This window comes from Mangrovicoccus sp. HB161399, assembly GCF_013184745.1.
Classification (GTDB): domain Bacteria; phylum Pseudomonadota; class Alphaproteobacteria; order Rhodobacterales; family Rhodobacteraceae; genus Mangrovicoccus.
Window position 1 is genome coordinate 48,600 of the sequence record NZ_JAATVU010000009.1, and the last position, 26,028, is coordinate 74,627.

Below are 26,028 nucleotides of genomic sequence, written 5' to 3' on the forward strand. Positions count from 1 at the left end.
GCTGCCCACGAAATCAGCGATTGTTGCCGATGGGTAAATAAAATGTCGCATGAATGACAATTTTCTTGAAAGAGTTAACGCATCACATAGTGATTTCCGAAATTGCCGAAGTCTGGCGCCACGGAATTTCCGGCGCACAAGCCAAGGACCACAAGATGTTAGTTCGCAGTCAGCTCCGGGCCTCCGCCCGCGGCACGGGATCGTTTTGCTTCAAGGGCATATGTCTCACGACGGGCTCGGCGCTGGCCATTGCCGCCGCGCTGCTGCCGGGCCGGGCCCCGGCCGATTGCCTTGCCTCGGATGGCGGGTTCGACACCGCCTGCACCGGGACGCTCGGCCCCGTCGACGTGACGCGCACCGGCACGACGGCGGACCAGACCTACAGCCTGACCTTCCGCGACGCGGACAATGCCGGCACCGAGGGCGTGCCGGGCGACGGCCCGGTCTGGAACATGGACCTCTCGGCGTCTTCCAGCGGCACCCAGCCGGCCGGGGCGGTCCTGGAGGCCGACCTGGAAGGCGGCTTCGAGGTCATGGGCGTGGACGGGGCGGCCATTGCCGTGAGCACCGCCGGAAGCCAGGGTTTCTGGCCGTCGGAAAACAAGGGCACGGGCAACCGGACGGGCAAGGACGGCACGGCGGGCGGAAATGGCGGCGAGACGGAGGTTTCGGTCGCCGGCGTCAGCGCGAGCGCCAGCATTTCGGGGCGCGACACCGCGGTCATGATCGAGTCGAAGGCCGGGGATGGCGGCCGGGGCGGCACCGGCAAGTCCAGCAGTTTCGGCAACGGCCATGGCGGCACCGGCGGGACCGGCGGCACGGGCGGCACGGTCGATGCGGCTCTGACGGACACTGAAGTGGCGGGCTGGGCCTCGCTCTGGATCGAGACCGGCGGCGGCACCGGCGGCCAGGGCGGTTCGGGCAAGGCCTGCAACGCTTCGGCCACCGGCGGCGCTGCCGGGGATGGCGGCAAAGGGGGGCAGGCGGATCTGGTCCTTGACGGCGTCTCGGCAACCGGTGGCATCATGGTCCGGTCGCTGGGCGGCGATGGCGGCACTGGCGGCGTGGGCGAGATCACCGCCGGGCTCTGCAGCGGCGGCGGCTATGGCGGGCAGGGCGGCGCGGGCGGCGACGGCCAGGCGGTCTCGGTGACGGCGGCAGACGGCGCCGGGGCCGTGTCGATCCGGACGACCGAGGGCGCCTATGCCGGGCTGACCGCCGAAAGCATCGCCGGCGACGGAGGGACCGGCGGCGACGCCAGCGTCTCGACCGATGTCGGCAATTCAAGGGGCGGCGACGGCGGACATGGCGGCGCCGGCGGGTCGGTGCAGGTGGACCTGATGCCGTCCGGCAGCACCGCCACGGCCAGCATCGAGACGCAGGGGGACGGTGCGCCCGGCCTGCTGGCGCGCAGCTATGGCGGTGCCGGCGGCAATGGCGGCGGCTCGGGCAGCCTGATCGGCAAGGGCGGCGCGGGCGCCGGTTCGGGCCCCGGCGGCACGGTCGGCGTCAGCTATGCCGGGTCGATCCTGACGGACGGCGACGGCGCGGATGGCATCATGGCACAGTCGGTCGGCGGCTTCTCGGGCGACGGCACGGCCTCGGGCGGACTGGTCTCCTACGGCGCAAGCAGCGAAAGCGCGGGCGGCGGCGGCGACGTCACGGTCAGCTTCGCCGGGGACGGCCCCGGCATCGGGACCCAGGGCGACGATTCCGACGGCATCTTCGCGCAGAGCCAGGGCGGCGGCGGCGGCAAGGCCTCGTCCTCGGCCGGGCTGGTGGCGCTGTCAGGCGCGGCCGATGGGTCCTCGGGCGGCGACGGCGGCGCGGTCAGCGTCACGGCCTCGGGCAGCATCGCCACATCGGGCGACCGCAGCCGGGGCGTCGTGGCGCAATCGGTCGGCGGCACCGGCGGCGACGGCGGCAGCGCGCGCGGCCTGGTCTCGATCGGCGGCACCGGCTCCGGCGGCGGCTCGGGCGGCGCGGTCAGCCTGGCGTCGGATGCCGATGTGTCAACCGCGGGCGCGGATGCGGCCGGGCTGCTGGCCCAGTCGGTCGGCGGCGGCGGCGGCGCGGCAGGCTCGGCCGCGGGGATCACGGCGATCGGCGGCGCGGGCGGCAGCGGCGCCACGGGCGGCGATGTCGCCGTCGATGCGGGCGGCAGCGTTGCCACGGCCGGGACCGGTGCGGACGGCATCTTCGCCCAGTCGGTCGGCGGCTCGGGCGGGCTCGGCTCCAGCAGCCTCGCGCTTTCGGCGGGCTTCGCGATGAGCATCGCGGGCGACGGGGGCAGCGGCAATGACGGCGGCGCGGTGAGCCTTTCGACCCAAGCCGGGTCCAGCGTCTCGACCGGCGGCACCAATGCCCGCGGCATCGCGGCCGCCAGCATCGGCGGCGGCGGCGGCCATGGCGGCAACGACCTGACCGCGGCGGCAGATGCGGGTCCGGCGGTCTCCGTCGCGCTCGGCGGCTCGGGCGGCGCGGCCGGCGACGGCGGCGATGTCTCGCTCGGCCTGCTCGGCCTGATCTCCACCGCGGGGGACAATGCCGCCGCGGTCTCGGCGCTGAGCGTGGGCGGCTCGGGCGGCTCTGCCGGGACCGCGATTGCCGCCGGAACCTCCGGTGTCGGCGCGCTGTCCCTCTCGGTGGGCGGCAGCGGCTCGGGCGGCGGCGACGGCGGCAGCGTCACCGTGTGCCGCGACGGCGGCAGCTGTTCCGGCAGCGGCGCGGCTGCAGCGATCTCTACCGGCGGCGACGGCTCCGCCGGGATCGAGGCAATTTCGGCGGGCGGCGGCGGCGGCAGTTCGGGCATGGCCGTTTCCGCGGCCTACGGCATGGGGACCGACCTTGCAATCGGCGGCTCGGGCGGGGCCGGCGGAGCGGGCGGCGATGTCGCGGTCACCTCGTCGGGCGGGATCGCGACCGGCGGCTCTTCCTCGGCGGCGATCCTGGCCGCCAGCGTGGGCGGATCGGGCGGTGCGGCGCATTTTGTCGGCGCTTTCGACACGCTGGGCGAGGAAGCGGTCAACCTGGCGGTCGGCGGCGCGGGCGGAGCGGCCGGGGGCTCCGGCAGCGTGGCCGTGGTCTCGACGGACAGCCTGTCCACCGCGGGAGTCCTTTCCCCGGGCATCCAGGCGGTCAGCCAGGCGGGCAGCGGCGGCAGCGGATCGGCCGATGTCTCGGGCTCGGGCGGCACGCTGGGGTCGGTCAACCTTGCCATCGGCGGCGAAGGCGGCGGCGGCGGCACGTCGGGCAATGTCTCGGTCGACTGGCGCGGCGATGCGCTGGAAACGGCGGCGGACCAGGCGGCCGGCATCGTCGCGCTCAGCGGCGCGGGATCGGGCGGCATCGGCGGCTTCACCCTGGGCGGCGATGCGCTCGGCGTCGGCTCGGCCAACCTGTCGCTCGGCGCGTCAGGCGGCAGCGGCGGGGCGGCCGGCAGCGCAAGCATCACGGCGGGCGGCGCGATTTCCACCGCGGGCGCAGCCTCGGACGGCATTGCCGCGGCCAGCATCGGCGGCAATGGCGGCCGCGGCAGCGCCTCGGCGAGCAGCGGGGGCCTGTCCCAGGGAGCAGCCTCGGTTACGCTGGGCGGCGGCGGCGGCACGGCAGGACAATCGGATGCAGCCAGCGTCGAGACCCTCGCGGGGGCGTCCATCGCGACCCTGGGCGCGGACTCCGCAGGGATCCGCGTGCTGAGCCTGGCCGGCAGCGGCGGCCAGGGCGGCATGGCGATCGAGGGCAATGCCGACATCGCCATCGATGACGAGTTTCCGGAGGGCAGCGTCGCGCTGACCCTGGGCGGGTCCGGCGGCACCGGCGGCAGCTCCGCTCTGGCGCTGGCGACCAACCGCGCGGCAATCTCCACGGCGGATTTCAACAGTGCGGGCATCCAGGTGCAGTCGATTGCCGGAGACGGCGGCGCCGGGGGCATGGCCATCGCGGGCACGCTCAACGCGACCGCCGAGGAAACGCTCGACGCTGCGGCGGTGCTGGGCGGCGGGGGCGGCGGCGGCGGACAGGCAGGCATGGCGCAGGCCGCCAACAGCGGGACCATCGCGACCGCGGGGGACAATTCGGACGGCATCCTCGTCCAGTCCATCGGCGGCTCGGGCGGCAGCGGCGGGCTGAGCTACAACCTGCTTGCGGATGTCCGGCCGGGCACCACGCTCAACTCTTCCTTCGGGACCTCCGTCGGCGGTTCGGGCGGCAATGGCGGCGTCGGCGGGGCCGCGTCGGCGACGAACAGCGCGGCGATCTCGACCGCGGGGACCAGCTCCAGCGGCATCTACGTCCAGTCCGTGGGCGGCAATGGCGGCAATGGCGGGTTCGGCGGATCCGGCCTCTTCGGCCTCGGCGCGGATTACGGTGCGTCCGGCTCCGGCGACAGCACGGTCAAGCTGACATTCGACTTCACCGTCGGCGGCTCGGGCGGCGCCGGTGCCTTGGCCGGTTCGGCGCAGGCCGAGAACGATGCCGGCGGCGCCATCGTCACGGCAGGAGACGGAGCCTACGGCATCTTCGTCCAGTCGGTGGGCGGCAATGGCGGCGATGGCGGGCTCGCCTCGAACTACGCCGCGCAGGTCGGCGGGTCCTGCGACAACCCCGTGACCGAGCAGATCTACAACTGCACCGACGAGGACGGCAACAAGACCGAGATCTCTTCGGACATCGAAGTCACGATCGGCGGCACCGGCGCGGCGGGCGCGGATGCCGATTCCGCCACGGTGTCGAATGACGGAACGATCGCCACTGCGGGCGATGTGGCCCATGCCATCGTCGCGCAATCGGTCGGCGGCGGCGGCGGCATCGGCGGCTCCACCGCGACGGACCGTTCCTCCTTCGTGACCCGCACGGCCGGAGGCAGCGTCTCCGCCGCGGCGGAAGCGGAGGATGACGGCACCGCCGAGATCGCGGGCTGGCTGAATGCCGATATCCGGATCGGCGGCACGGGCGGCGCGTCGGGCGACGGCGCGGCCGCGGCGGTGGACAACAGCGCGGCCATCGAGACGGCGGGCGAGGGCGCCTTCGGCATCCTCGCGCAATCGGTGGGCGGCGGCGGCGGCACCGGCGGCGTGGCAAACGACACCTCCACCCAGCGTTCCGTGCAGATCGGCGGATCGGGCGGCGGCGGCGGCGATGGCGGCGCGGTCACCGTCGCCAATTCCGGCGCGATCTCCACAGCTGGCCATGGCAGCGTGGCGCTCTTCGCCCAGTCGGTGGGCGGCGGCGGCGGGGCCAGCGGCAATGGCTGGTCCTTCCAGGGGCTCTCGGATCTGGTCCTGGTCATCGGCGGCGCGGAGGGCGCCAGCGGCGACGGCGGCGCGGTCGCCGTCACCTCGGACGGCGCGGAGCTGTCCGCGTCCGGGGCGCAATCGGCGGGCATCTTCGCCCAGTCGGTCGGCGGCGGCGGGGGCACCTATCTGGGGGCCGGCAATGCCGGCGGCGGCAGCGGCCTGATGGTCAGCGGCACGGGCGGCGCCTCGGGCGACGGCGGCGCCGTCAGCGTCACGGCAAGCTCGGACATCGCCGTGGGGACCGCCGGCGACGGCAACGTGGCCTCGATCGGCATCTTCGCCCAGTCGGTCGGCGGCGGCGGCGGCTTCGGCGGCTCGATGATTCTGGGCGACCATGACCGGATCGGCACGCGGGTGCTGCAGGCCGGGCAGGCGACCTCGGGCGACGGCGGCGCGGTCACGGTGGAGGCCACCGGCCGGATCGCCACCCGGGGCGACAACTCGGTCGGCATCTTCGCGCAATCCGTGGGCGGCGGCGGCGGCGTCCAGGGCAGCGACGACGCCACGTCGGATGACGGCAGCTACGTGGGTTCCTTCGGCGGCAGCGGCGTTGCCGGGGCGGTCAGCGTGACCTATGGCGGCGCGCAGCTCTCCACCACGGGGGCCGGGGCGCACGGCATCTTCGCGCAATATGCCGGGGGAACCGGCTCGGCAGCCGCGGTGGCGGAGACCACCGTCGATGTCGCGGTGACCGGCAATGTCTCGGCCACCGGCGCGGGCGCGCATGCCATCCACGTGGAGAATGCCGGCAGCGGCGCGGGGCTGGGCGCGGTCACGATCGGCGCGGGAGCCGAAGTGCATGGCGGCGCGGCGGCGGTCTACGACAACGCGCTGAGCGGCGCGGGGATCCTGTTCCACACCGGCCGGGACGGCACGATCTCGAACGCCGGAACGGTAAGCGCGGAAAGCGGCATCGCCATCCACATATTCGGCGGCGGCCAGGTCACCGTGTCGAACACCGGCACGATCTCGGGCGAGATCCTCGGCGGGGCAGTGGCCGCCGCGGACACGGCTGCGGCGGACGAAGCCGCGTCGGAGATCCTCGTCGACAACCTGCAGGGCGGCCTGCTCGAGGCGGGCGCGCTCCTTGAGGTCGGGCGCCTGCGCAACTGGGGCGAGCTCTATGTCGGCGGCATCGGCGAGATCGGCCGCTCGGAGATCGCCGGCGACCTGCAGCACCGCGGCGGCAGCCTGCATTTCGACATCGACCTTGCGTCCGGCACCGCCGATCTGCTCAGCATCGGCGGCCGGGCGGAGCTGGACGGCCGGCTGGAGCTGGACGTGATCGAGGTGCCGGACACCCCGGCCGGGGTTCAGACCGTCCGCGTGCTGGAGGCGGCGGAGGGCATCGCGGCGTCGGACCTGTCGCTGCGGCCCTCGGTGGTGGCGCGCTACCAGCTCGACCCGGCCTCGGCCACCGCGCTCGACCTGACCTACGAGATCGACTACGCCAACGCGGCGCTGGTGCGTTCGCTGAATGCCAGCCAGGCCGAGCTGACCTCCTATTTCAACCGGCTCTACGCGGCGGGCGCGCTCGACGCGGATCTGGCCGCAAGCCTGATCGATGTCGAAAGCTACGGCGGCTATGCCGAGGTGATGAACGCGCTCGGGCCGGAGCTGGCGCTGAGCAACGAGATCGCCCGGCTGGGCAGCACGCTGCGCTTCGCCGGGAGCCTGTTCAGCTGCCCGCACGCGGGCGAGGGCCGGGTCTGGAACGAGGACGGGCGCTGCGGCTACGTGACGGCCAGCGCGAACCGGCTGGTCCGCGATGCTGCGGACGGCGCCTCGGGCTTCGACCAGGACGGCGTGCGGATCGCGGCTGGCGGCCAGGTGCTGCTCGGCGGCGATGTCGCCATCGGCGGCGCGCTTGCCTATGACCGCACCTGGCTCGACACCGATGCGGGCGGATCGAGCGACGGCGGCAGCTTCTCCGGCGGGGTGTCGGCCAAGCGGTTCCTCGGCCCTTGGGAGCTGGGCGCCGCGGCCTATCTGGGCCATGGCAGCTTCGACAACGACCGCCGCGCGGGCGATGCCGTGGCCAGCGGCCGGCAGGAGCAATGGGTCTACGGCGCCGAGCTGCGCGCGGGCTACCTGATCGACCGCGGCGGCTGGTTCCTGCGGCCGCGGCTGGATCTCGGCCTGGTCCGCTTCGGCGACAGCTCCTACGCCGAGACGGGCGGCGGCGGGCTGGCGCTGGAGATCGATGCCGGGGGCGAGACGCTGCCCTACCTGCGCCCGGCGCTGGAGATCGGCGGCCGGTTCGCGACCCCGGGAGGGACCGAGATCCGGCCGAGCGCGACGCTGTCGGTGACGCGGTTCGGCGGCGACGGCAGCTTCGGCGCGACCGCGCGCCTGGCGGAGGCGCCGTCCTCGGTGGCGCCGTTCGGCTGGGAGTCGGAGTTCGACGCGACGCAGGTCGACCTGGCGGCGGGCCTGACCATCGCGGCGCCGGGCGGGGCCTTCCTCGATATCGGCGGCTTCGGCCACCTGTCGGAGAACGAGCGGGATTTCGGCGGGTCGCTGCGCTGGGTCATCCCGTTCTGACCGCTGCAGGCGGCGTCCGGGCGGAGGCGGCGCAGCGGCCTCTCCGTCCCGGGCGCTTGCGGCCGGAAGGTCTGCGGCGGCGGTGGTGGGCCGTCGCCGCGGCAAGTCTTGGCGTTGATCGGGTAACGGGAGCCAACAGCCCAGTGGACGCGTTCAGAGACCCAGCCTTTTGCAGTGAGCGCGCCAATGCTCCATGAAATTGGTGAAGCCCAGCGTCTCTTCCTTTTCCCATTTGTCGGGGCGAGATTTGCCCCAAAGAGGATGTGGCTTGGCAGAGCGATCGCCGAAACTGCCCCGGAACCGGCCAAGCTCGGCACCAAGGCGCAGCATGGATAGGTCTACGTCCAGAAATGCTGCTCCCTTCAGAGTTTTCGGCAGGAAGGTGGTAGCTGAGTCAAACACGGTCTTCTGAAAGAATGCTCCCTGCAAAACTGCATGTGATAAGTCCACGGCTTGCATCTGCGTTCGGGCAAATTTGGCACCGGACAAATTGGCGTTGATGAAGTCCGCGATATGTAATTTGGCCCTTGATAGTATTGCATATTGCAGTTGTGCGCCGGACAAGTTTGCTTCTTGCATCGAGGCGGACGTGAAGTCGGATGCCTGAAGGCTTGCACCGAGCAGACACGCCAGTTGCAGATTCGCGCTTTTCAGGTCCGCTCCCGCCAAACAGGCGGCGGAAAAGTCTGCTCCTTGCAGGGAGGCTTGAGCAAGGTCCGCTCCATCCAAGTTTGCGCTCAGGAAGCTTGCGCCTTGCAGGAGGCTGCGCTCCAGCTTTGCGCGGGATAGGTTCAAGCGGCTCAGATCGGCACCGCGCAAATTGACGCCGCGCAGGTCAAGGCGGTAGGTTTCCTGTCCTCGGTGCTTGCGGGACTGCTCGAAGCGTATGCGTCGCGCGCTGCGCCGTCCGATGACGTCCATTGCGGTCTGGATGTCGGGTCGAGGGGCTTTCAACTTCGCGATGGTGTCGTGAAGCGCCCGCTTCCAGCTCTTCATTGCGTTGTCCCAAAAATCCTGGTTCGCTTCATTCAGTTCTTCAGGATAGTCCGGCCAGGGATCCAGTTCGAACGGTGGCGCTTGGTCCGCTGGCGCATTTTCGCGGATATAGGCGCAAAGGATCTCCATGATCCGGATATGGTCGCGCTCGCTGTCCTGGCTGATCCGTTCCAGCGCGTAGATGCCGCCGATGCGGACCTCGACATTCGGCTCGCTGACCTCCTCGATCACGTAGGTTTTCCGGCCCTTCGACCATTTGTCCACGCGCCGCTTTGCCGATTTCTCGGCCCCGAGCGCCTCCACCGCCTTGCTGATCCGGTCGGTGATGTGGCCTTGCTCCGCAGCGTGCGTCTGGCGGGCGTTGTACTGCGTCCGCAGGATCGTGAACGGGAAGGCCACCAATGCCCCGAGCGCCGCCGTCAGCGCCGTGATGCCCAGAAGGGTCAGGCGCAGGGGCAGCGGATCGGGTGCGGTGCCAGCGTGTCGCAGGAGGTCCGGCAGCGACTGGATGAGTTCGTAGAGTCCCCAGATGATCGAGGCGAATAGCGGGAGCCAGATCACGGCCGCCGCCATCTTGATCAGCCAGAGCAGCGGCCGCCTGACAATGGCACTGTGGGTCAGGGGATGGAGAAGCGAATATCGCAGGCTGCGGTCGGGCTTGGCGTAGCGCTCGCGCAGGCTGCGGTAGTATCGCATCTGCCGCGCTTCCCAGCGGCGGCGGAAATGGGCGGCGATGTCCCCGCGTTTCGTCGCCAGCACCGCTAGGACGCAGAGCGCCAGAAGGACGGCAATCAGCTGGAGCGGTGTCGTCTCGAATGCCATCCGGAGCCTGCATTAACCAATATCTCCGACGCTAGCGCCGCGTCTTCGCCGGGGCAAGCGCCCTGCGCCCTGCGTATTTCGCCGCCCCGCCTTGCCATTCCCGCCGCCCGTGCATAGGTTCCGCCCGACTTTGCACCTGCCCCGAGGAGGGACCCCCAGAATGTTCGCGACACCTGCCTTTGCCCAAGCCGCTGGAGCCGGCGGTCCGATGGCTGCCATCCAGGGCTTCGTGCCGCTGATCCTGATCTTCGCCATCATGTATTTCCTGCTGATCCGGCCGCAGCAGAAGAAGGTCAAGGAACACAAGGCGATGATCGAAGCGGTCCGCCGCGGCGACCAGATCGTCACCCAGGGCGGCGTCATCGGCAAGGTGACCAAGGTCAAGGAAGACGGCGAAGTCGAAGTGGAGATCGCCCCCGAGGTGCGCGTCCGCGTCGTCAAGTCCACCATCGCCCAGGTGGTGTCGAAGACCGAGCCGGCAGCCTCCTGATGCTGGACTTCCCGGTCTGGAAGCGGGTCCTGATCTGGGGCCTGTGCGTGGCGGGGCTGCTATTCGCAGCCCCGAACCTGTTCTACTCGCGCGTGGAGAGCCATAACGACGCGGTCCAGGCCATCGAACGGACCGGGACGGCGACGCCCGAGCTGGAGGCGGATGCGGGCAAATGGCCCTCCTTCCTGCCCTCCGGGCTGGTCAATCTGGGCCTCGACCTGCGCGGCGGCGCCCATCTCCTTGCCGAGGTGCACACCTCGGACGTCTATGCCGACCGCATGGACAATCTCTGGCCCGAAGTGCGCAACGCGCTCAGGGCCGAACGCGACGCCATCGGCACGATCCGCCGCCAGGACGGCCCGGCCGACGAGCTGCGCATCCGCGTCAGCAAGCCCGAGAACATCCAGGCCGCGGTGCAGGCGGTGCAGGACCTGTCCTCGCCCATCGTCTCGCTGACCGGCGTCGGCGCGCGCGATTTCGAGGTCTCGGCCGAAGGCGCCGACATCGTCGTCCGCCTTTCCGAGGCCGAGCGCGCCGCCACCGACGACCGGACCATGCGCCAGTCGCTGGAAATCATCCGCCGCCGGGTCGACGAGGCCGGGACGCGCGAACCGACCATCCAGCGCCAGGGCGAGGACCGCATCCTGATCCAGGTGCCGGGCATCGGCTCGGCGCAGGAGCTCAAGGACCTGATCGGCACCACCGCGCGGCTGACCTTCAACCAGGTGACCGGACGCACCACCGACGAGCACCAGCCGGTGCAGCCGGGCGAGGCGCTGCTGCCGTCGATGAACGAGCAGGGCACCTACTATGTCGTCGACACCGCACCGGTGGTCTCCGGCGAGGACCTGACCGACGCGCAGCCGAGCTTCGACCAGAACGGCCGCCCGGCGGTCAGCTTCCGCTTCAACCCCGGCGGGGCGCGGCGCTTCGGTGACTACACCGCCGAGCATATCGGCGAGCCCTTCGCCATCGTGCTGGACGACGAGGTGATCTCGGCCCCGGTGATCCAGAGCCACATCGCCGGCGGGTCGGGGATCATCACCGGCAACTTCAACGTCGAGGACTCGACCCAGCTCGCGGTGCTGCTGCGCGCGGGCGCGCTTCCGGCGCAGATGACCTTCCTGGAGGAACGCACCATCGGCCCCGAGCTCGGCGCGGATTCGATCCGGGCGGGAACGCTGGCCTGCGCGGTCGCCTTCGTCGCGGTGCTGATCTTCATGTGGGGCGCCTACGGGATGTTCGGCATTTTCGCCAACATCGCGCTGGTCATCAACATCGGGCTGATCTTCGGATTGCTGTCGCTGATCGGCGCGACCCTGACCCTGCCGGGCATCGCGGGCATCGTTCTGACCATCGGCATGGCGGTGGACGCCAACGTGCTGATCTTCGAGCGGATCCGCGAGGAGCTGAAGACCGCGCGCGGACCGGCGCGGGCGATCGAGCTTGGCTATGAAAAGGCGTTCAGCGCCATCGCGGATGCCAACATTACCACGCTGATCACGGCGGCGATCCTCTATTTCATGGGCTCCGGCCCGGTGAAGGGCTTCGCCATCACGCTGGGCATCGGCATCATCACCTCGGTCTTCGCGGCGATCTACGTCACGCGGCTGATCGTGGTCGCCTGGTTCGCCCGGGCCCGCCCGAAGACGCTGGAGGTCTGACATGAGACGGCTGAGACTCGTTCCCGAAACGACCAACTGGGACTTCTTCCGCCTCACGAAGGTCTTCTTCGCGGCCTCCGGCGCGGCGATGATCGCCTCGGTGGTGCTGTTCTTCGCGATGGGGCTGAATTTCGGCATCGACTTCCGCGGCGGCACCACGATCCGCACGGAAAGCGCCCAGCCGGTCGATGTCGGCGGCTACCGCGCGGCGATGGCGCCGCTCGGCCTCGGCGACGTGGCGATCACCGAGGTGTTCGATCCGAGCTTCGCCTCGGACCAGCATGTCGCGCAGATCCGCATCGAGGCGCAGGGCGACGGCGATGCCTCGGTGGCGCAGCAGGTCATTGCCGACGTGGAAACGGCGCTGAAGACGGTCGATCCCTCGATCACCTTCCCGTCGGTGGAAAGCGTCGGCCCAAAGGTCTCCGGCGAGTTGGTGACCGAGGCGGTCATCGCTGTCTCGCTCGCGATCGCTGCGGTGCTGGTCTACATCTGGCTGCGCTTCGAATGGCAGTTCGCGGCCGGCGCGGTGCTGTCCCTGGTGCATGACGTGACGCTGACCATCGGCATCTTCGCGCTGCTGCAGATCAAGTTCGACCTCGCCATCATCGCGGCGCTGCTGACCATCGTCGGCTATTCGCTGAACGATACGGTGGTGGTCTTCGACCGGGTCCGCGAGAACCTGCAGAAGTACAAGAAGCGGCCGCTGAAGGAGGTGCTGAACCTCTCGATCAACGAGACGCTGAGCCGGACGACCATGACCTCCTTCACGACGCTGATCGCGCTCTTCGCGCTTTTCGCGCTCGGCGGCGACGTGATCCGCGGCTTCGTCTTCGCGATGATCTGGGGCATCGTGGTCGGGACCTACTCCTCGATCTACGTCGCCTCCGCCATCCTGCTGAAGCTCGGGGTCAAGCGCGACTGGTCGAAGAAGAACGACGGCAAGGGCGGCACGCAATTCGCCAATATCGACGCCTGATCCGGCAGGATCGCGCGCACGGCCAGGGGCCGCCCTCCGGGGCGGCCCTTTGCGTTGCGGCGCGTGGCCGGGGGATGCCACGTCAGCCACGCGGAGGACATTATTGCGAAATTCAAGTTTGACAGATTTGTGACAGAAGGGGCAGGCTCGGGACGGCATCCTTCCGGATCACTGACAGTCAAAGGAAATTTACATGTCCCTGTGCGCCTGCCGTTCCGTCTCCGCTCTTGCCCTTGCCGCCGCGCTTGCCCTGCCTGCCGCCGCGCCGGTCCTCGCGCAGGAGGCGGTGCCGCAGAACGACCTGATGAATGCCACCGTCTGGATGGAGACTTCGGTCGAATACAAGGCGACGGTGATGCAGCTCTACAAGATGGCGCAGGCGCAGCTCGATGCCGCGCTGGCGGACAGCTCCTGGACGGCGGTGCCGGACAAGCAGGGCGAGGGCTACGAGGACCTGCCGGTCGCGATCATCTCCGATCTCGACGAGACCATGCTCGACAACGGCAACTACGAGGCCTCGCTGATCACCCGCGGCACCAGCTACAGCTCCTCCGAATGGGCGGACTACGTCGAGAGCAAGACCTCGGACGCGGTGCCCGGCGCGGTCGATTTCGCCAATTACGCCGACAGCAAGGGCGTGAAGGTGTTCTACGTCTCGAACCGCAAGGAGCCGGGCAAGGAGGCGACCATCGCCAACATGGAGGCGCTCGGCTTCCCGATGGGCGGCAATGTCGACACGGTGCTCCTGCGCGGCGGCATGGAGGAATGGGGCTCCGCCAAGGAGAACCGCATCGCCTATGTGGCCGAGAACTACCGCGTGCTGCTGCTGATGGGCGACAACCTGGGCGATTTCACCGACAAGGCCGAGGGCAGCCTGGAAGAGCGCGACGCCTTCCTGTCGGAGGCGGCGGACCATTTCGGCCATGACTGGATCATGTTCCCGAACCCGGAATACGGTTCCTGGGAATCGGCCACCTTCGGCGGGGACTGGTCGCTGTCGGGGGACCAGCGGCGCCAGATGAAGATCGACTCGATGGACGCCTGGGCTCCGGCACAGTAAGCTAGGGACAACGGAACCGGTCCGGCGCGGGGAGGCGCCGTGGACCGCAGCGCCCTCCTGCCATGCGGGAGGGCGCAGTCGTGGCGGGCCCTGGCCTGCGCTCAATGCGGGATCGGCAGCCCCGGCAGGCCGGCACCGGAGAGCGCGGCGTTCATCGCCGTCCAGACGATGCCAACCATGGCGTTCCAGGCTTTCTCCAGCGTCAGGACCGTCATGGCGGCCACGGTCTGGGCGAGATGGCGGACCTGCACCTTGAGCTGGTCGGCGAAGAATTCGTCCAGCACGCTGCCGGTGCCCGCGGCAGCGCTTTCGATGCGCGACTGGACGAGCAGCTCGGCCTGTGCGGCGATGCTGGCGGCATGGGTGCCGACGATCTGGCGGATGCGCTGGAAGTCTGCGCCGGCCTGCACGCGCAGGGTTCCGGCGATTTCGGCTGTGACGGATTCTGGGTCGAAGGCCATGGGACTCTACCTTTCCAATGCGGTTTCGAAGGCGACCGCCAGGGAGAGCTCGTTCTCCAGCAGGGCGGCGAATTGCAGGATGCGCGTGTCGGTCAGGCCGCCGGCGCGATGCGTGTCCCGCATCGTCTCCAGCACCTTGGCGACATTGTCGAGGATGCCCGGCGTCGGCGCGATGCAGGCACCGGGGGTGTCGTCGCAGACCGGCGGCAGCAGCCCGCGGGCGCGGAGCGTCTCCTGTCCGCGCGCCGACAGCTGCGGCACCGGGCGCACCCGGACCAGCAGGGCCGTCGCCCGGACCTTGCCGATCGCCGCGGCATAGGTCCCTGCGGTGCCGGGATAGCCGGCGGCCGAGGGGGCGGCGGCGGCGGTTTCGAGGAGGACATGGACCTGTTCGTTGGCGGCGCCGAGGTCATCGGCAATGCGCTGGTCGAAATCCGGAGACAGCTGCACCGTGCAGCCGGCCAGCGCGGCGATCAGGATCAGGGGAAGCGCCAGGCAGCGCCCGGCGCGGCGGATGAAGTGCATTCGGAACCTCGTGAAATGGCTTTCTTCAATGGATGGCAGCGTTCCGGAGCGTTCCGGCGCTGTCAACGGAAACATGACCTGAGGGCATGGCGCAGACGACGGCGCATGCCGTCGCGACACCGCCGAAGGGCTGGGTTGCGGCGGCCGATGGCGGGCCCTAAGGGACGGAAAACCAACGGAGGGTCCATGAGCACCAAGGCCATCATCACCGCCTATTTCGAGGCATTCAATGCAGGCGACACCCAGACCATGCTGGACCTGCTGGCCGGCGACGTGGAGCATCACGTCAACCAGGGCGGCATCCGCGAGGGCAAGGAGGCCTTTGCGGAGTTCTGCGCCCATATGGACCGCTGCTATTCGGAAAACCTGACCGATATCGTGATCTTCGCCGAGGGCGACCGCGCGGCGGCGGAATTCGTCGTCAACGGCACCTACAAGGCCGATGACGAGGGGCTGCCGCCCGCCAAGGGCCAGGCCTACCGGCTGCCCGCGGGCACGTTCTTCGCGCTGCGCGACGGCAAGATCACGCGGGTGACGACCTACTACAATCTAGAGGACTGGATCGAGCAGGTCTCCTGACGGGCGCATCCCCCGCCGCCCGGGCGCGGGGGAGGGACCGGGAGGGGGCGGTCCCCCTCCCGGCCTCGCTCAGAAGCCGTAGATCGCGCCGAACTTCTCTTCCAGATAGTCCAGCAGCGGTCCGGCCTCGGGCTCGGCGCCGCAGGCGCGGGCCACGGTCTCGCGCGGGACGTAGCGGCTGCCATGCTGCTGCAGGTTCTCCGCCAGCCAGGCAAGCGCTGCCGAGAGATCGCCCTCGGCCAGCTGCGCGTCCAGGTCCGGCACCGCTTCGCGCAGCGCCCTGTGCAGGCAGCCGGCATAGACATTGCCCAGGGAGTAGGTCGGGAAATAGCCGAACAGCCCCACCGGCCAGTGCACGTCCTGCAGCACGCCGTTCGACGGCTTGTCCACCGCCACGCCGAAATCCCGGGCGAAGCGCTCGTTCCAGGCGCCGGGTAGGTCGGCCACGGCCAGATCGCCCTCGATCAGCGCCCGCTCCAGGTCGAAGCGCAGCATCACGTGCAGGTTGTAGTGCACCTCGTCCGCCTCGGTGCGGATATAGCCGGAATGCACCCGGTTCACGGCGGCATAGAAATCGTCCGGGCCGCCGACGCGCAGGTCGCCGAAGGTCTCCTGCATCTGGTGGAACAGCCAGGAAGTGAAGGCGCGGCTCCGGCCCAGCTGGTTCTCGTAGATCCGGCTCTGGCTCTCGTGCACGCCCATAGAGGCGCCGGAGCCCAGCGGCGTCAGCAGGTAGGCCGGGTCGACCTTCTGCTCGTAGGTGGCATGCCCGACCTCGTGGATGGTCGAGTAGAAGCAGTTGAACGGATCGGCCGGGTCGGTGCGGGTGGTGATGCGCACGTCCATGCCCGAGCCCGAGGAGAACGGGTGCACCGCCTTGTCGATCCGCCCCTTTGACAGGTCGTAGCCGAAGGTCACGGCCAGCCGCTCGGCGAGCTTCAGCTGCGCCGCCTCGGCGAAGTCGCCGGACAGCTGCGGCGCGGTCGTGCCGCTGCCGAGGATGCGCTCGCGCAGCGCCACCAGCCGCGGCCGCAGCCCGCCGAACAGCGCGGCGATCTCGGCGCCGGTGGTTCCGGGCTCGTAATCCTGCAGCAGCGCGTCATAGACGTCGCCGCCCGCGGCAAGCGCCTGGCCTTCCTCTTGCTTCAGCTTCACCACCTGGGCAAGGCGGCCCTGGAAAGCGGACCAGTCATCGGCCCTGCGCGCCGCCGCCCATTCGCCCTGCGAGACCGAGGTGACGCGGGCCAGTTCGGTCGCCAGCCGCGCGGGCAGCTTGACCGATCGCTCGTAGCTGCGGCGGATCTCGCGCAGCTGCGCCTTGGCCACGTCATCCGCGGGCGCGGCGGCCTCCAGCCAGTCGCCGATGCGCGGATCGGTGCGGCGGGCATGGAGAACGCCTTCCAGCGCCGCCATCTCCTCGCCGCGCTGCTCGGCCGCGCCGGAGGGCATCATGGTTTCCTGGTCCCAGCCGGTGCGTCCCGCCACGGCGGACAGCGCCTCGGTCTCGCGGACGAAGGACATCAGCTCGTCATATGCAGTCATTTCAGCCTCTCACCGACTGTGCCTTGGGATACTGGGCGAAGAACCGCGCCCGGATGATGGCGATCCACAGCAGGATCGCGGTGAACTGGTGCGCGATCGCCAGCTGCAGCGGCGCGGCGTGCAGGACGGTGGCGATGCCCAGCGCCAGCTGCCACAGCAGCAGCCCGGCGGCGATGCTGAACGCCATGCGGGTGTTGTCGTTGCCCGAGCGGCGCGAGCGGCGCCAGACGACGATGCCGAAGATCACCAGCAGATAGCCCGAGAGCCGGTGCATGAACTGCACGGTGCCCGGGTTCTCGAAGAAATTGGTCCAGAAGGGCGACAGGCTCCACATGTCGAGCGGGAAGATGCCCCCGGCCATCAGCGGCCAGTCGGTGAAGGTCCGGCCGGCATCGATCCCGGCGACCAGCGCGCCCAGCAGGATCTGCAGCATCGCGAAATGCATCCAGCCGGTCGCCATCGAGAACAGCTTCGGTTCCTTGGCGCGGCGTGCGGCGATGAGTTCGTGCGAGGGCCGCGACAAGAGCAGCATCGTCCAGGTGATCAGCCCGAGGATGGTGAAGGCAAGGCCCAGATGCACGGCCAGCCGGTAGCTCGCCACGTCGGTCATCTCGCCGCCGAGCCCGGAGGAGACCATCCACCAGCCGATCGCGCCCTGGAGCCCGCCCAGCACGCCGAGGAGCCCCGTGCGCTTGGCAAAGCCCGGCGGCATGCGCTTCGTCGCCAGGAAGAAGGCGAAGCCCGCCGCCCAGACAAGGCCGATGATCCGGCCGAGCTGGCGGTGGCTCCATTCCCACCAGTAGATCGACTTGAAGTCCTCGAGGCTCATCGCCGAGTTCTGCAGCGCGAATTCCGGGATTTGCTGGTACTTGCCGAATTCGCTTTCCCAGCCCGCCTGGGACATCGGCGGCAGCGCGCCGGTGACGGGCTTCCATTCGGTGATCGACAGGCCGCTGTCGGTCAGCCGGGTGAGGCCGCCGACGGCAATCATCGCCACGACGAGCAGGCCGAGGACGAAGAGCCAGATCCGGACGGCACCGCGGCCCCGGTCCTGGCCGCGGTCGATCAGCCCTGGCGTCGGGGCCGCCTTCTGGGTCGCGCCTTCGGGGCCGACCTCTTCGAAAATGCTGCGTTTGCTCATGGGATGCTCCCTCACACGGTCGCGGGTTTCCTAAGCGACGCAGCGGGTGCGGGCAAGGGACCGGGTGGGGCGCAGCCGGTCACGGCGCGGTGCGGACGGGACAACGGCGGCAGGCGGAGAAGGGCCGGCTCGGACCGGCGGGACCGGTCTGCCCGGCTTCGGCCAGGTCTTCCGCGATCCCCAACGTGGCAGGGCTGCCTGCGAAGGCCATGAGGAGGGCGACGGGGAACCGCCGTGCGCAGCCAGGGACCGGCCGCACCGGCGCGTTGTTTCGGACGATGGCGCGGCGGCCGGAGAGCACGCAGCTGGCGACGGACGCCCGGTGCAGCCGGAGAGGGAGGCCGGTGGACCGGCCGGACGATCCCTAAGGCTCCGCGGCTCGCCATGGGGCGCCCTCAGAGGCGCTTGAGGATCCGCTCGGCATAGGCGGGCTCGCTGGCCCAGGAACAGGCGACCTCCCAGGCGAGGATCGCGCGCCATTCGCGGCTGTCCACCGGGCCAAGCTGGCCCTGGTCGAACAGCGCGAGATCGCGGCGGCTCTCGTCCCAGTCGATCAGCGCGATGCGCCCGTCGGGGCATTGCAGCAGGTTGCCCGGCGTCAGGTCGCCGTGGATCGCCGTCTCGGCACGGTGCGCCAGGGCTTGCCATGCATCGCGCAGCGTTCCGGCCACCTCGGCGGGCAGGGCTGCAAGATCGATGTCGCCGCCGCCGTCGCGGTCCAGCAGGTCGCGGGCGGAGGCGAAGCCGGGGCGCTGGGGCAGTCCGCGGCAGGCGGCGTGCAGCCGGGCCAGCGGGTCCTGCAGCAGCCGCATCCGCGCCGCCGGCAAGGGCCGCCCCTCGATCAGCGCCTCGCAGGTCCAGCCCGCCTCGCAGAGCCTGCCGCGGCGGCTGGGCAGCGGCCGGGCCACACGCAGACCGGCGGCCTCGGCGGCGTCATGGACGGGGGCGAGCCAGCCGAGCGCCGCCTCGCTGCGGCGGGTGGACTTGAAGACCAGGTCGCGCGCGAGGCCGGTGGTGCGGAACGCGCGGTTGCGGTGCCCGCCCCGGATGGGAACGAGGGGCGCGCTGCAGTCCCAGGCGTCGAGCGGCGGCCTTTCCAAGCGGCTGTCTCCTTCGGTCTCTCAACCGAAGGTAGCGTCGCGCGGACGCGAGGCCATGCCGCTGCGTCAGGCCGGCGGCTGCTGTGGCGCCGCTGCCGCAGGACGGCTCAGCCGTGGTCCTTCCAGCGCACCATCTGGCGCAGAATCCCGTGGAAGATCTGCACGTCCGAGCGGGTCAGCGGCATCCGCGACCAGAGGTTGCGCAGCACGATCTTCATGCCTTCGGCCTTCTCCGGCGGAAAGAAGAACCCGGCCTCGTCGAGGCGGCGGTCGTAATGTTCGGCGAGCTTCTCGATCTCGAGGGCGCTGGCCATGTCGGCACCGGCCAGTTCCAGCCGCTCCGGCGCGACCTCGTGCACTTGGCGGCGCCATTCGTAGGCGGTCAGCAGCACGCATTGCGCGAGGTTGAGCGAGGCGAATTCCGGGTTGACCGGCACGTTGATGATCGCGTTGGCGCGAGCGATGTCGTCATTCTCAAGCCCGGCGCGCTCCGGTCCGAACAGCACGGCGGTGCGCTGGCCGTTCGCGGCGAGCTTCGCGGCATGCGCCATCGCGGCCTCGGGGGTGAAGACCGGCTTGGTCAGCCCGCGCGCGCGCGCGGTGGTGGCGAAGACGTAGGCGCAGTCCTCCAGCGCCCCGGCCGTGTCATCGGCATGGACGGCCTCGTCCAGAAGCCGCCCGGCGCCCGAGGCCATGGCGACCGCCTTGGGGTTCGGCCAGCCGTCGCGCGGCGCGACCACCCGCATCCGGTCCAGCCCGAAATTCCACATCGCCCTTGCGGCGCCCCCGATGTTCTCGCCCATCTGCGGGCGGACGAGGACGAAGACCGGGGCGAGTTCGGGGGGGATTGCGGCGTTCTGGCTCATGGCGCGCGCATAGCGCAGCCGCGCCCGGCCGGCAATGGCCGGTTCGCCCGGGGGCTTGCCTTGCGGGGGCGGCGCGAATAGGAGGTCGCTCCAACCCCAGAATGGAATGCCCCGATGTCAGACGAAGCAGATCCCAAGGACCGCACCCAGCTTTACCTGATCACCCCTGCGGGGATCGATCCGGACACCTTCCCGGACCGGCTGGCCGCCGTGCTGGACTCGGTGGAGATCGCCTGCCTGCGCCTGCGCCTGGGCAGCCAGGACGCCGATGCGGTGGCGCGGGCCGCCGATGCGGTGCGGCTGGTGGCGCATGAGCGCGACGTGCCCTTCGTTGTGGAGAAGCATTTGGCGCTGGCCGAGCGGCTGGGGCTCGACGGCGTCCATCTCGAAGGCACGCGCAACGTGCGCAAGGCGCGCGAGACGCTGGGCGAGGACGCGATCGTCGGCACCTTCTGCGGCACCTCGCGGCATGACGGCATGACCGCGGGCGAGGCGGGGGCCGATTACGTCAGCTTCGGCCCGGTGGCCGATACCGGCCTGGGCGAGGAAATCGCCGACACCGAGCTGTTCTCCTGGTGGAGCGACATGATCGAGCTGCCGGTGGTTGCCGAAGGCGCGCTGATCGGGCGCGGCGGCGACAAGCTGGCCAAGGTGCGGGAACTGGCGCCGATCACGGATTTCCTCGGGCTGGGCGACGACCTCTGGGCCTGCGAGGATCCGGTCGCGACGCTGCGCGAAATCGAGAAGCTGCTCGTCTGAGACCGGCCGGCCCCGGCCGCGGCGGCCGTCCGGGGCTCAGGTCATCCCTTCGGTGTCGATATGGATGATCTTGCCGCAATGCTTGCAGTGGATCGCGTCGGCATCGTGCAGGCTGAGCCCGCAGCGCGAGCATTCGACGCGCACCTTCGAGGGACGGAACATCACCTGCGCCAGCCGCAGGAACAGCGTGACGCCGAAGATCATCACCGCCACTGCCAGCATCCGCCCCGTCGTGCCCATCAGCGTGATGTCGCCGAAGCCCGTCGTCGTCAGCGTCGTGACGGTGAAATAGAGCGCGTCGGCATAGTTGTTGATCTGCGGATTGATGTGGACCTGGCTGGCATAGATCATCCCGGTCACGATGAAGAGGAAGACGAAGAGGTTCACCGTGGCGAGGAACACGTCCTCGTGCTTGCGGAAATAGCGCGAATCCTGCCGCAGCCGCGCCAGCAGCTGGTAGGAATGCAGCAGCCGCAGCGTCCGCATCGCCCGCAGGAATCCCAGCCCCTCGCCGGTGATCGGCGCCAGGAACGAGAAGATCGCCGCCATGTCCGCCCAGGTCGAGGGCCGGGTGAAGAACCGCCAGCGTTCCTGTTCCAGCCAGACCCGGATGATGAAGTCGGTGATGATGAAGAGGCCCAGAGCCATGTCGGCCACTTCGATCCACGGTTCGCGCGGCAGGAAGGAGGTCACCACGATGAAGCCGATGGTGGCCAGGTCGAAGGCGACGAGGGCGTAGCGGAACCGGTGCGCATCGCGGCTGTCGCCGTGATAGAGTTCCCTGAGCCGCTCCATGTCCTGCCTCCGCTTTTGCTTTCCAAGGGATAGCGGTCCCGCGGCGGGCCGCCAAGCGAAAGGCGCCGGTGCCGCCGCTGTGCCGCGGATGCTTGACGGCGGCCGGACGCTGGGGCAGGGCTGCCGCGCAGCCCGCGGCACGGATGCGCGGCACTCGGGAAAGAGACAGGCAATGGCAGCAGCTTCCGGGATCGTCACGGGCCGCAGGGCGAACATGGCGGGCAGCCTCTGGATGATCGCGGCGATGGGCGCCTTTTCGGTCGAGGATGCCTTCGTCAAGGCGGCCTCCGCGGGGCTGCCGGTGGCCGAGGTTCTGGTCCTCTTCGGGCTGGGCGGCGCGGCCGTCTTCGCGCTGGCTGCGCGGCTCTCCGGGGCGCGGCTGCTGTCCCCGGCGGTGCTGTCCCGCGCGATGTGCGTCCGCGCCGTGTTCGAGGTCACGGGCCGCCTGTTCTACGTGCTGGCGCTGGCGCTCACGCCGCTGTCCTCGACGACGGTGATCCTGCAGGCCACGCCGATCCTCGTCGTGGGCGGTGCAGCGCTTTTCCTCGGCGAAACAGTCGGCTGGCGCCGCTGGACGGCGATCGCGCTTGGGCTGGCGGGCGTGGTGCTGATCGTGCGGCCGGGCGCGGACGGCGTCTCGGCTCTGTCGGTTCTGGCGGTGATCGGGACCATCGGCTTTGCCGGGCGCGATCTGGCCAGCCGGATGGCGCCGGCTTCGCTGGGGGCCGCCGTGCTGGGCTTCTACGGCTTCCTGGCCGTCGTCGCCGCGGGCGGGCTTTTCGCGCTCTGGGCGCGCGAACCGTTCCTGGCGCCGGCGCCGGGGCAGGCGCTGAGCATCGCCGCGGCGGTGGCGGCCGGCGCGCTGGCCTATGGCTGCCTGATGACGGCGATGCGCACCGGCGAGGTGGGGGCAGTCACGCCGTTCCGCTACACGCGGCTGCTCTTCGGGATCGGTCTCGGGATGGCGGTCTTCGGCGAAACCCCCGGCGCGGGCACGCTGCTGGGTGCCGGGCTGATCGTGCTGTCGGGCCTCTTCATCCTCTGGCGCGGCCGGCGCTGATGCGCGCCCGGGCCCAGCCTCAGACGGTTCTGGGGCAGGCATCGCCGACGTCGCTTGCCGGGTCGGCGAGACCGATCCAGGCATGGACTGCCGCCGCGTCGAAGCCCGACCGGCAGCTGTCGCCGACCTGCATGAGGGGCCTGCGGATCAGGATCGGATCGGCGCAGAGCGCCTCCAAAGCGTCGGCTTCGGACAGCAGGTTCGGCAGGATCTCGCCGGTTTTGACGCGCGGCGCAGTCGGGTTGAACCATTCGTTAACCGGGCTGTCTCCGAAAAATGGCCTGAGCGTTTCCGGCGTCCAGGGGTGCTCAAGCAGGTTGCGCACCCTGAGCAGGTGGCCGGACGCCTTCAGCAGCCGCTTCTGGCGCGTGTTGGAGATGCATCCGGGCTTTTCGTAGAAGATGATGATTGTCATGCATTTTTCCGTATGGGTCCGCCATGGTCCGTTAGGTCCAGCATGAAGCGTGCCATGCCCGCAAGAAGATGCTTGGGTCCCCGAATCAATCTTGACAATGCTTAACTTGTTCTGCATCTGGAGGCTGTGCCGGTGGGCTGCCATCCGACAAATCTACGCTGTTGTGTAAAATGAACTGCCTTTGCCGGGCAGATTTTGCCTCATTTCCGAACAAAACCCGCAGGGTGAACCGGAATTAATCAGATTCGAGTGTAAAGAACAGGCTCGGATAGTGTATAGATTTGATGAGGGAAAACCCCGTGAGTTTCAGAAGGATTATTCCAAATGAAGATGGCAAACGCTATCCGGAGCTTGGCCGCCGCCGCCGCCTTCACGACGATGGCGACCGCAGGTGCCCAGGCTTCCGTGATGTTAGACACTGCAGATTGTGACGGGGTCGTTGGGATCAGCGACGTTTGTTACGTTGCTGACAATACCACCTACACCATTGACGTGATCTACACGGACGCCGCCGATACGACCGGAGGCACTTTCGGCCTCAGCTCGTTCACGATCCTGATCCAGGACGAGGTCGAGATCGAGTCCATGTCCTTCTCCTTCGCCAACAACATTCTTGGCCTGGTCAAGGACATCAGCGCCGATGTCGGCAAGCCGGCCCTTGGCATCGGCTACACGCTGCTGGGCATTTTCAACACGCTGCCGCTGACCGACGGGTTCGTGATCGGCACGCTGACCTACACCACCGGCACGGTCGGCATCACCCCGGATGACGATGTCTTCGACATCAAGATGGCAGGCAGCCTGACCACCGGCACCACCGTCTACGACCCGGTCTATGGCGTGATTTCGCGCATGGGCACCGACGTCCAGGCGTCTGCGGTTCCGGTTCCGGTTCCTGCACTGCTGCTGCTGGGCGGCATCGGCGCCCTCGTCGGCCTGCGCCGCCGCGCAGCCTGATCCTGCTGCCCTCCGGGGCTGCAGACCTCAAATTTCGGCAGAGGGCCCCTCCGGGGGCCTTCTCTCGTTTCGGGGGCTGGAGTCGGCGCTCCGCTTGCCCCGCCGGGTTTGCCGCGGGGCATTTCCCGTCTGAACCGGACGCCCGAGGCGGGCTGGCCCGGCAGCATCCCCCGCCGAAACGGCCGGATGGCGGGCCCGATGCCTTTCCCTCGCGGGAGCACGCATTTTTCCGGGGGAAACTATATTCAAATTTAAGAAGAAGAGATGTATCCGTTCTGCGTTCGCCCGGGGGAAAAGGCCCGACGGGATTCAGGAGGAGTGGATGCCATGAAAATGGTGAATGCATTCAAGTGCATGGCAGCTTCCGCTGCGATGATGATGGGCGCGGCTGCTGCAGACGCGTCCGTGATGTTCGACAGCGGGGATTGCGACAACGTCGTCGGCATCAGCGACGAATGCGGCGTGTCCAGTTATTCGACCTATACCGTCGACATCCTCTACACCGATGCGGTCGACACGACCGGCGGTTCGGCCGGCTTCTCGGCCTTCACGGTGCTGGCCTTCGACCCGGTCGAGATCACCTCGCTGAGCTTCGCCTTCAACGGCATTCTCGGCACCACCCGGGACCTGCTCCTGACGAATGGCCTGCAGGCGCTCGGCGTGGGCTATTTCCTGGTGGACGGGCTGAGCGACGGCGACGTGATCGGCACGCTGACTTACACGACCGGCCTGGTCGGCGTCACCCCCGATGACGACGTGTCCGACCTGAAGCTGGCGGGCAGCTCCCTGTTCGGCACCACCGTCTACGACCCGATCTACGGCCTCGCCGCGCGGTCGAATGTAGATGTGCAGGCGGTTCCGGTTCCCGTTCCGGCGCTGCTGCTGCTTGGCGGGATCGGCGTCCTGGCCAGCCTGCGCCGCCGCGCGGCCTGACCGGCCCCCGCCGCGGCCGCGGCTGAGGGCGCAGAATGTTGCAGAAGGCCCCGAAGGGGCCTTTTCGCTTTTCCGCGATGGCCTTGCCCGCCGCGGCCGGACCGCCCATATCGGCAGGGCAGTACCGGAGGGCAAGATGGGCTACGTGAAGACCGCAATGCTTATGGCCGCGATGACGGCCCTGTTCATGGGCGTCGGCTACCTGATCGGCGGCAGCGGCGGCGCGCTGATTGCCTTGGTGGTGGCTGGGGCGATGAACGTGATCAGCTGGTGGAATTCCGACAAGATGGTGCTGCGGATGAACGGCGCGCAGTATCTCGCGCCCGGAGACCGCTACGGGCTGAACGACATGGTGGGCCAGCTTGCCGACCGGGCCGGGCTGCCGCATCCCGCCGTATACCTGATGGACCAGCCGCAGCCGAACGCCTTCGCTACCGGGCGGAACCCGCAGAACGCCGCCGTGGCCGTGACTTCGGGACTACTGCGCAATCTCAGCCGCGAGGAAGTCGCGGGCGTCGTGGCGCACGAACTTGCCCATATCCGCAACCGCGACACCGCGATCATGACGGTGACGGCGACCTTTGCCGGCGCGATCTCGATGCTGGCCAACTTCGCGCTGTTCTTCGGCGGCAGCCGCGAGCGGGCCGGGCTCTTGGGGACGATCGCCCTGATGATCCTCGCGCCGCTGGCGGCCACGTTGGTGCAGATGGCGATCTCGCGCTCGCGGGAATACGAGGCGGACCGGATCGGCGCCGAAATCTGCGGCAATCCCGAATGGCTGGCCTCGGCGCTGGAGGGGCTGCAGCGCACCGTCCCGCGGATCGACAACATGGCGGCGGAGCGCAACCCGGCGACGGCGCACATGTTCATCATCAACCCGCTGCATGGCGGCAAGATGGACAATCTCTTCGCCACCCACCCGGCGACCGAGAACCGCGTCGCCGCGCTGCGTGCCATGGACGGCGGCGCGCGCCCGGCAGCCTCTGCGGTCTCCCCGCAGCGCCCGCGTCCCGCGTCCCCGCGCAGCGGTCCCTGGGGCTGAT

20 protein-coding genes are annotated in these 26,028 nt (G+C 69.4%); 11 read left to right on the forward strand and 9 right to left on the reverse strand.

Annotation, left to right across the window (positions count from 1 at the left end):
* The first annotated feature begins 155 nt into the window (after nt 1-155).
* Nucleotides 156-7,841, forward strand: coding sequence for an autotransporter outer membrane beta-barrel domain-containing protein (locus tag HCC78_RS07015; protein WP_172328038.1), 7,686 nt, complete (start codon nt 156-158; stop codon nt 7,839-7,841).
* 153 nt (nt 7,842-7,994) lie between these two features.
* On the opposite strand, the gene HCC78_RS07020 is transcribed toward HCC78_RS07015, so the two are convergent.
* Nucleotides 7,995-9,659, reverse strand: coding sequence for a pentapeptide repeat-containing protein (locus tag HCC78_RS07020; protein ID WP_172328039.1), 1,665 nt, complete (start codon nt 9,657-9,659; stop codon nt 7,995-7,997).
* A 160-nt stretch (nt 9,660-9,819) separates the two neighbouring features.
* Between HCC78_RS07020 and yajC the strand changes: the two genes are divergently transcribed.
* The 4 genes from yajC to HCC78_RS07040 all read left to right on the forward strand — a co-directional run bounded on the left by yajC (nt 9,820) and on the right by HCC78_RS07040 (nt 13,852).
* Nucleotides 9,820-10,149: a preprotein translocase subunit YajC gene (yajC, locus tag HCC78_RS07025; protein ID WP_172328040.1), complete on the forward strand. Its 330-nt coding sequence runs from the start codon at nt 9,820-9,822 to the stop codon at nt 10,147-10,149.
* Entirely contained in the window at nt 10,149-11,813 is a 1,665-nt protein-coding gene (secD, locus tag HCC78_RS07030) for a protein translocase subunit SecD (protein ID WP_172328041.1), read from the forward strand. The genes yajC and secD overlap by 1 nt, the downstream gene beginning before the upstream one ends.
* A gap of 1 nt (nt 11,814) precedes the next feature.
* Complete coding sequence (gene secF, locus HCC78_RS07035; protein ID WP_172328042.1) at nt 11,815-12,792, forward strand: protein translocase subunit SecF; 978 nt, start codon at nt 11,815-11,817, stop codon at nt 12,790-12,792.
* Nucleotides 12,793-12,985: 193 nt separating this feature from the next.
* Complete coding sequence (locus HCC78_RS07040) at nt 12,986-13,852, forward strand: 5'-nucleotidase, lipoprotein e(P4) family (protein WP_172328043.1); 867 nt, start codon at nt 12,986-12,988, stop codon at nt 13,850-13,852.
* 101 nt (nt 13,853-13,953) lie between these two features.
* Here HCC78_RS07040 and HCC78_RS07045 read toward each other — a convergent pair whose 3' ends face one another.
* Entirely contained in the window at nt 13,954-14,313 is a 360-nt protein-coding gene (locus HCC78_RS07045) for a hypothetical protein (protein ID WP_172328044.1), read from the reverse strand.
* 6 nt (nt 14,314-14,319) lie between these two features.
* Nucleotides 14,320-14,838 (reverse strand): hypothetical protein, encoded by a 519-nt coding sequence (locus HCC78_RS07050; protein WP_172328045.1) that lies wholly within the window; start codon nt 14,836-14,838, stop codon nt 14,320-14,322.
* A gap of 186 nt (nt 14,839-15,024) precedes the next feature.
* On the opposite strand from HCC78_RS07050, the gene HCC78_RS07055 reads away from it, so the two are divergent.
* Nucleotides 15,025-15,417, forward strand: coding sequence for a ketosteroid isomerase-related protein (locus HCC78_RS07055; RefSeq protein ID WP_172328046.1), 393 nt, complete (start codon nt 15,025-15,027; stop codon nt 15,415-15,417).
* Between the two features lie 69 nt (nt 15,418-15,486).
* On the opposite strand, the gene HCC78_RS07060 is transcribed toward HCC78_RS07055, so the two are convergent.
* The 4 genes from HCC78_RS07060 to HCC78_RS07075 form a co-directional block, all read right to left on the reverse strand.
* Nucleotides 15,487-16,959 (reverse strand): carboxypeptidase M32, encoded by a 1,473-nt coding sequence (locus tag HCC78_RS07060; protein ID WP_172328047.1) that lies wholly within the window; start codon nt 16,957-16,959, stop codon nt 15,487-15,489.
* Between the two features lies 1 nt (nt 16,960).
* A complete protein-coding gene (ctaA, locus tag HCC78_RS07065) occupies nt 16,961-18,100 on the reverse strand; it encodes a heme A synthase (protein ID WP_172328048.1) in 1,140 nt (379 codons plus the stop codon).
* 395 nt (nt 18,101-18,495) lie between these two features.
* Nucleotides 18,496-19,200 carry a phosphotransferase gene (locus HCC78_RS07070; RefSeq protein WP_172328049.1) on the reverse strand — a complete coding sequence of 235 codons (705 nt, stop codon included), beginning with the start codon at nt 19,198-19,200 and terminating at the stop codon, nt 18,496-18,498.
* Between the two features lie 107 nt (nt 19,201-19,307).
* Complete coding sequence (locus HCC78_RS07075) at nt 19,308-20,066, reverse strand: RNA methyltransferase (RefSeq protein ID WP_172328050.1); 759 nt, start codon at nt 20,064-20,066, stop codon at nt 19,308-19,310.
* Nucleotides 20,067-20,180: 114 nt separating this feature from the next.
* Between HCC78_RS07075 and HCC78_RS07080 the strand changes: the two genes are divergently transcribed.
* Nucleotides 20,181-20,825: a thiamine phosphate synthase gene (locus tag HCC78_RS07080; RefSeq protein WP_172328051.1), complete on the forward strand. Its 645-nt coding sequence runs from the start codon at nt 20,181-20,183 to the stop codon at nt 20,823-20,825.
* A gap of 36 nt (nt 20,826-20,861) precedes the next feature.
* On the opposite strand, the gene HCC78_RS07085 is transcribed toward HCC78_RS07080, so the two are convergent.
* Nucleotides 20,862-21,620 carry an ion transporter gene (locus HCC78_RS07085; RefSeq protein WP_172328052.1) on the reverse strand — a complete coding sequence of 253 codons (759 nt, stop codon included), beginning with the start codon at nt 21,618-21,620 and terminating at the stop codon, nt 20,862-20,864.
* 172 nt (nt 21,621-21,792) lie between these two features.
* Between HCC78_RS07085 and HCC78_RS07090 the strand changes: the two genes are divergently transcribed.
* Complete coding sequence (locus HCC78_RS07090) at nt 21,793-22,680, forward strand: DMT family transporter (RefSeq protein WP_253949083.1); 888 nt, start codon at nt 21,793-21,795, stop codon at nt 22,678-22,680.
* A 19-nt stretch (nt 22,681-22,699) separates the two neighbouring features.
* On the opposite strand, the gene HCC78_RS07095 is transcribed toward HCC78_RS07090, so the two are convergent.
* Nucleotides 22,700-23,095: an ArsC/Spx/MgsR family protein gene (locus HCC78_RS07095; protein ID WP_172328053.1), complete on the reverse strand. Its 396-nt coding sequence runs from the start codon at nt 23,093-23,095 to the stop codon at nt 22,700-22,702.
* Nucleotides 23,096-23,419: 324 nt separating this feature from the next.
* Here HCC78_RS07095 and HCC78_RS07100 point away from each other — a divergent pair, with 324 nt between their 5' ends.
* The 3 genes from HCC78_RS07100 (at nt 23,420) to htpX (ending at nt 26,027) form a co-directional block, all read left to right on the forward strand.
* Nucleotides 23,420-24,052: a hypothetical protein gene (locus HCC78_RS07100; protein WP_172328054.1), complete on the forward strand. Its 633-nt coding sequence runs from the start codon at nt 23,420-23,422 to the stop codon at nt 24,050-24,052.
* A 327-nt stretch (nt 24,053-24,379) separates the two neighbouring features.
* Nucleotides 24,380-24,985: a hypothetical protein gene (locus HCC78_RS07105; RefSeq protein ID WP_172328055.1), complete on the forward strand. Its 606-nt coding sequence runs from the start codon at nt 24,380-24,382 to the stop codon at nt 24,983-24,985.
* A 136-nt stretch (nt 24,986-25,121) separates the two neighbouring features.
* A complete protein-coding gene (htpX, locus tag HCC78_RS07110; protein ID WP_172328056.1) occupies nt 25,122-26,027 on the forward strand; it encodes a zinc metalloprotease HtpX in 906 nt (301 codons plus the stop codon).
* The last annotated feature ends 1 nt before the right edge of the window (nt 26,028 follow it).

Bases quoted from the DNA above. Each gene is read 5' to 3' on its own strand.
- yajC (WP_172328040.1), top strand. From the start codon at position 9,820: ATGTTCGCGACACCTGCCTTTGCCCAAGCCGCTGGAGCCGGCGGTCCG.
- HCC78_RS07020 (WP_172328039.1), bottom strand. From the start codon at position 9,659: ATGGCATTCGAGACGACACCGCTCCAGCTGATTGCCGTCCTTCTGGCG.
- htpX (WP_172328056.1), top strand. From the start codon at position 25,122: ATGGGCTACGTGAAGACCGCAATGCTTATGGCCGCGATGACGGCCCTG.
- HCC78_RS07100 (WP_172328054.1), top strand. From the start codon at position 23,420: ATGAAGATGGCAAACGCTATCCGGAGCTTGGCCGCCGCCGCCGCCTTC.
- secD (WP_172328041.1), top strand. From the start codon at position 10,149: ATGCTGGACTTCCCGGTCTGGAAGCGGGTCCTGATCTGGGGCCTGTGC.
- HCC78_RS07075 (WP_172328050.1), bottom strand. From the start codon at position 20,066: ATGAGCCAGAACGCCGCAATCCCCCCCGAACTCGCCCCGGTCTTCGTC.
- HCC78_RS07055 (WP_172328046.1), top strand. From the start codon at position 15,025: ATGAGCACCAAGGCCATCATCACCGCCTATTTCGAGGCATTCAATGCA.
- HCC78_RS07040 (WP_172328043.1), top strand. From the start codon at position 12,986: ATGTCCCTGTGCGCCTGCCGTTCCGTCTCCGCTCTTGCCCTTGCCGCC.
- HCC78_RS07085 (WP_172328052.1), bottom strand. From the start codon at position 21,620: ATGGAGCGGCTCAGGGAACTCTATCACGGCGACAGCCGCGATGCGCAC.
- HCC78_RS07095 (WP_172328053.1), bottom strand. From the start codon at position 23,095: ATGACAATCATCATCTTCTACGAAAAGCCCGGATGCATCTCCAACACG.
- secF (WP_172328042.1), top strand. From the start codon at position 11,815: ATGAGACGGCTGAGACTCGTTCCCGAAACGACCAACTGGGACTTCTTC.
- HCC78_RS07090 (WP_253949083.1), top strand. From the start codon at position 21,793: ATGGCAGCAGCTTCCGGGATCGTCACGGGCCGCAGGGCGAACATGGCG.
- HCC78_RS07050 (WP_172328045.1), bottom strand. From the start codon at position 14,838: ATGCACTTCATCCGCCGCGCCGGGCGCTGCCTGGCGCTTCCCCTGATC.
- HCC78_RS07105 (WP_172328055.1), top strand. From the start codon at position 24,380: ATGAAAATGGTGAATGCATTCAAGTGCATGGCAGCTTCCGCTGCGATG.
- ctaA (WP_172328048.1), bottom strand. From the start codon at position 18,100: ATGAGCAAACGCAGCATTTTCGAAGAGGTCGGCCCCGAAGGCGCGACC.
- HCC78_RS07080 (WP_172328051.1), top strand. From the start codon at position 20,181: ATGTCAGACGAAGCAGATCCCAAGGACCGCACCCAGCTTTACCTGATC.
- HCC78_RS07060 (WP_172328047.1), bottom strand. From the start codon at position 16,959: ATGACTGCATATGACGAGCTGATGTCCTTCGTCCGCGAGACCGAGGCG.
- HCC78_RS07045 (WP_172328044.1), bottom strand. From the start codon at position 14,313: ATGGCCTTCGACCCAGAATCCGTCACAGCCGAAATCGCCGGAACCCTG.
- HCC78_RS07015 (WP_172328038.1), top strand. From the start codon at position 156: ATGTTAGTTCGCAGTCAGCTCCGGGCCTCCGCCCGCGGCACGGGATCG.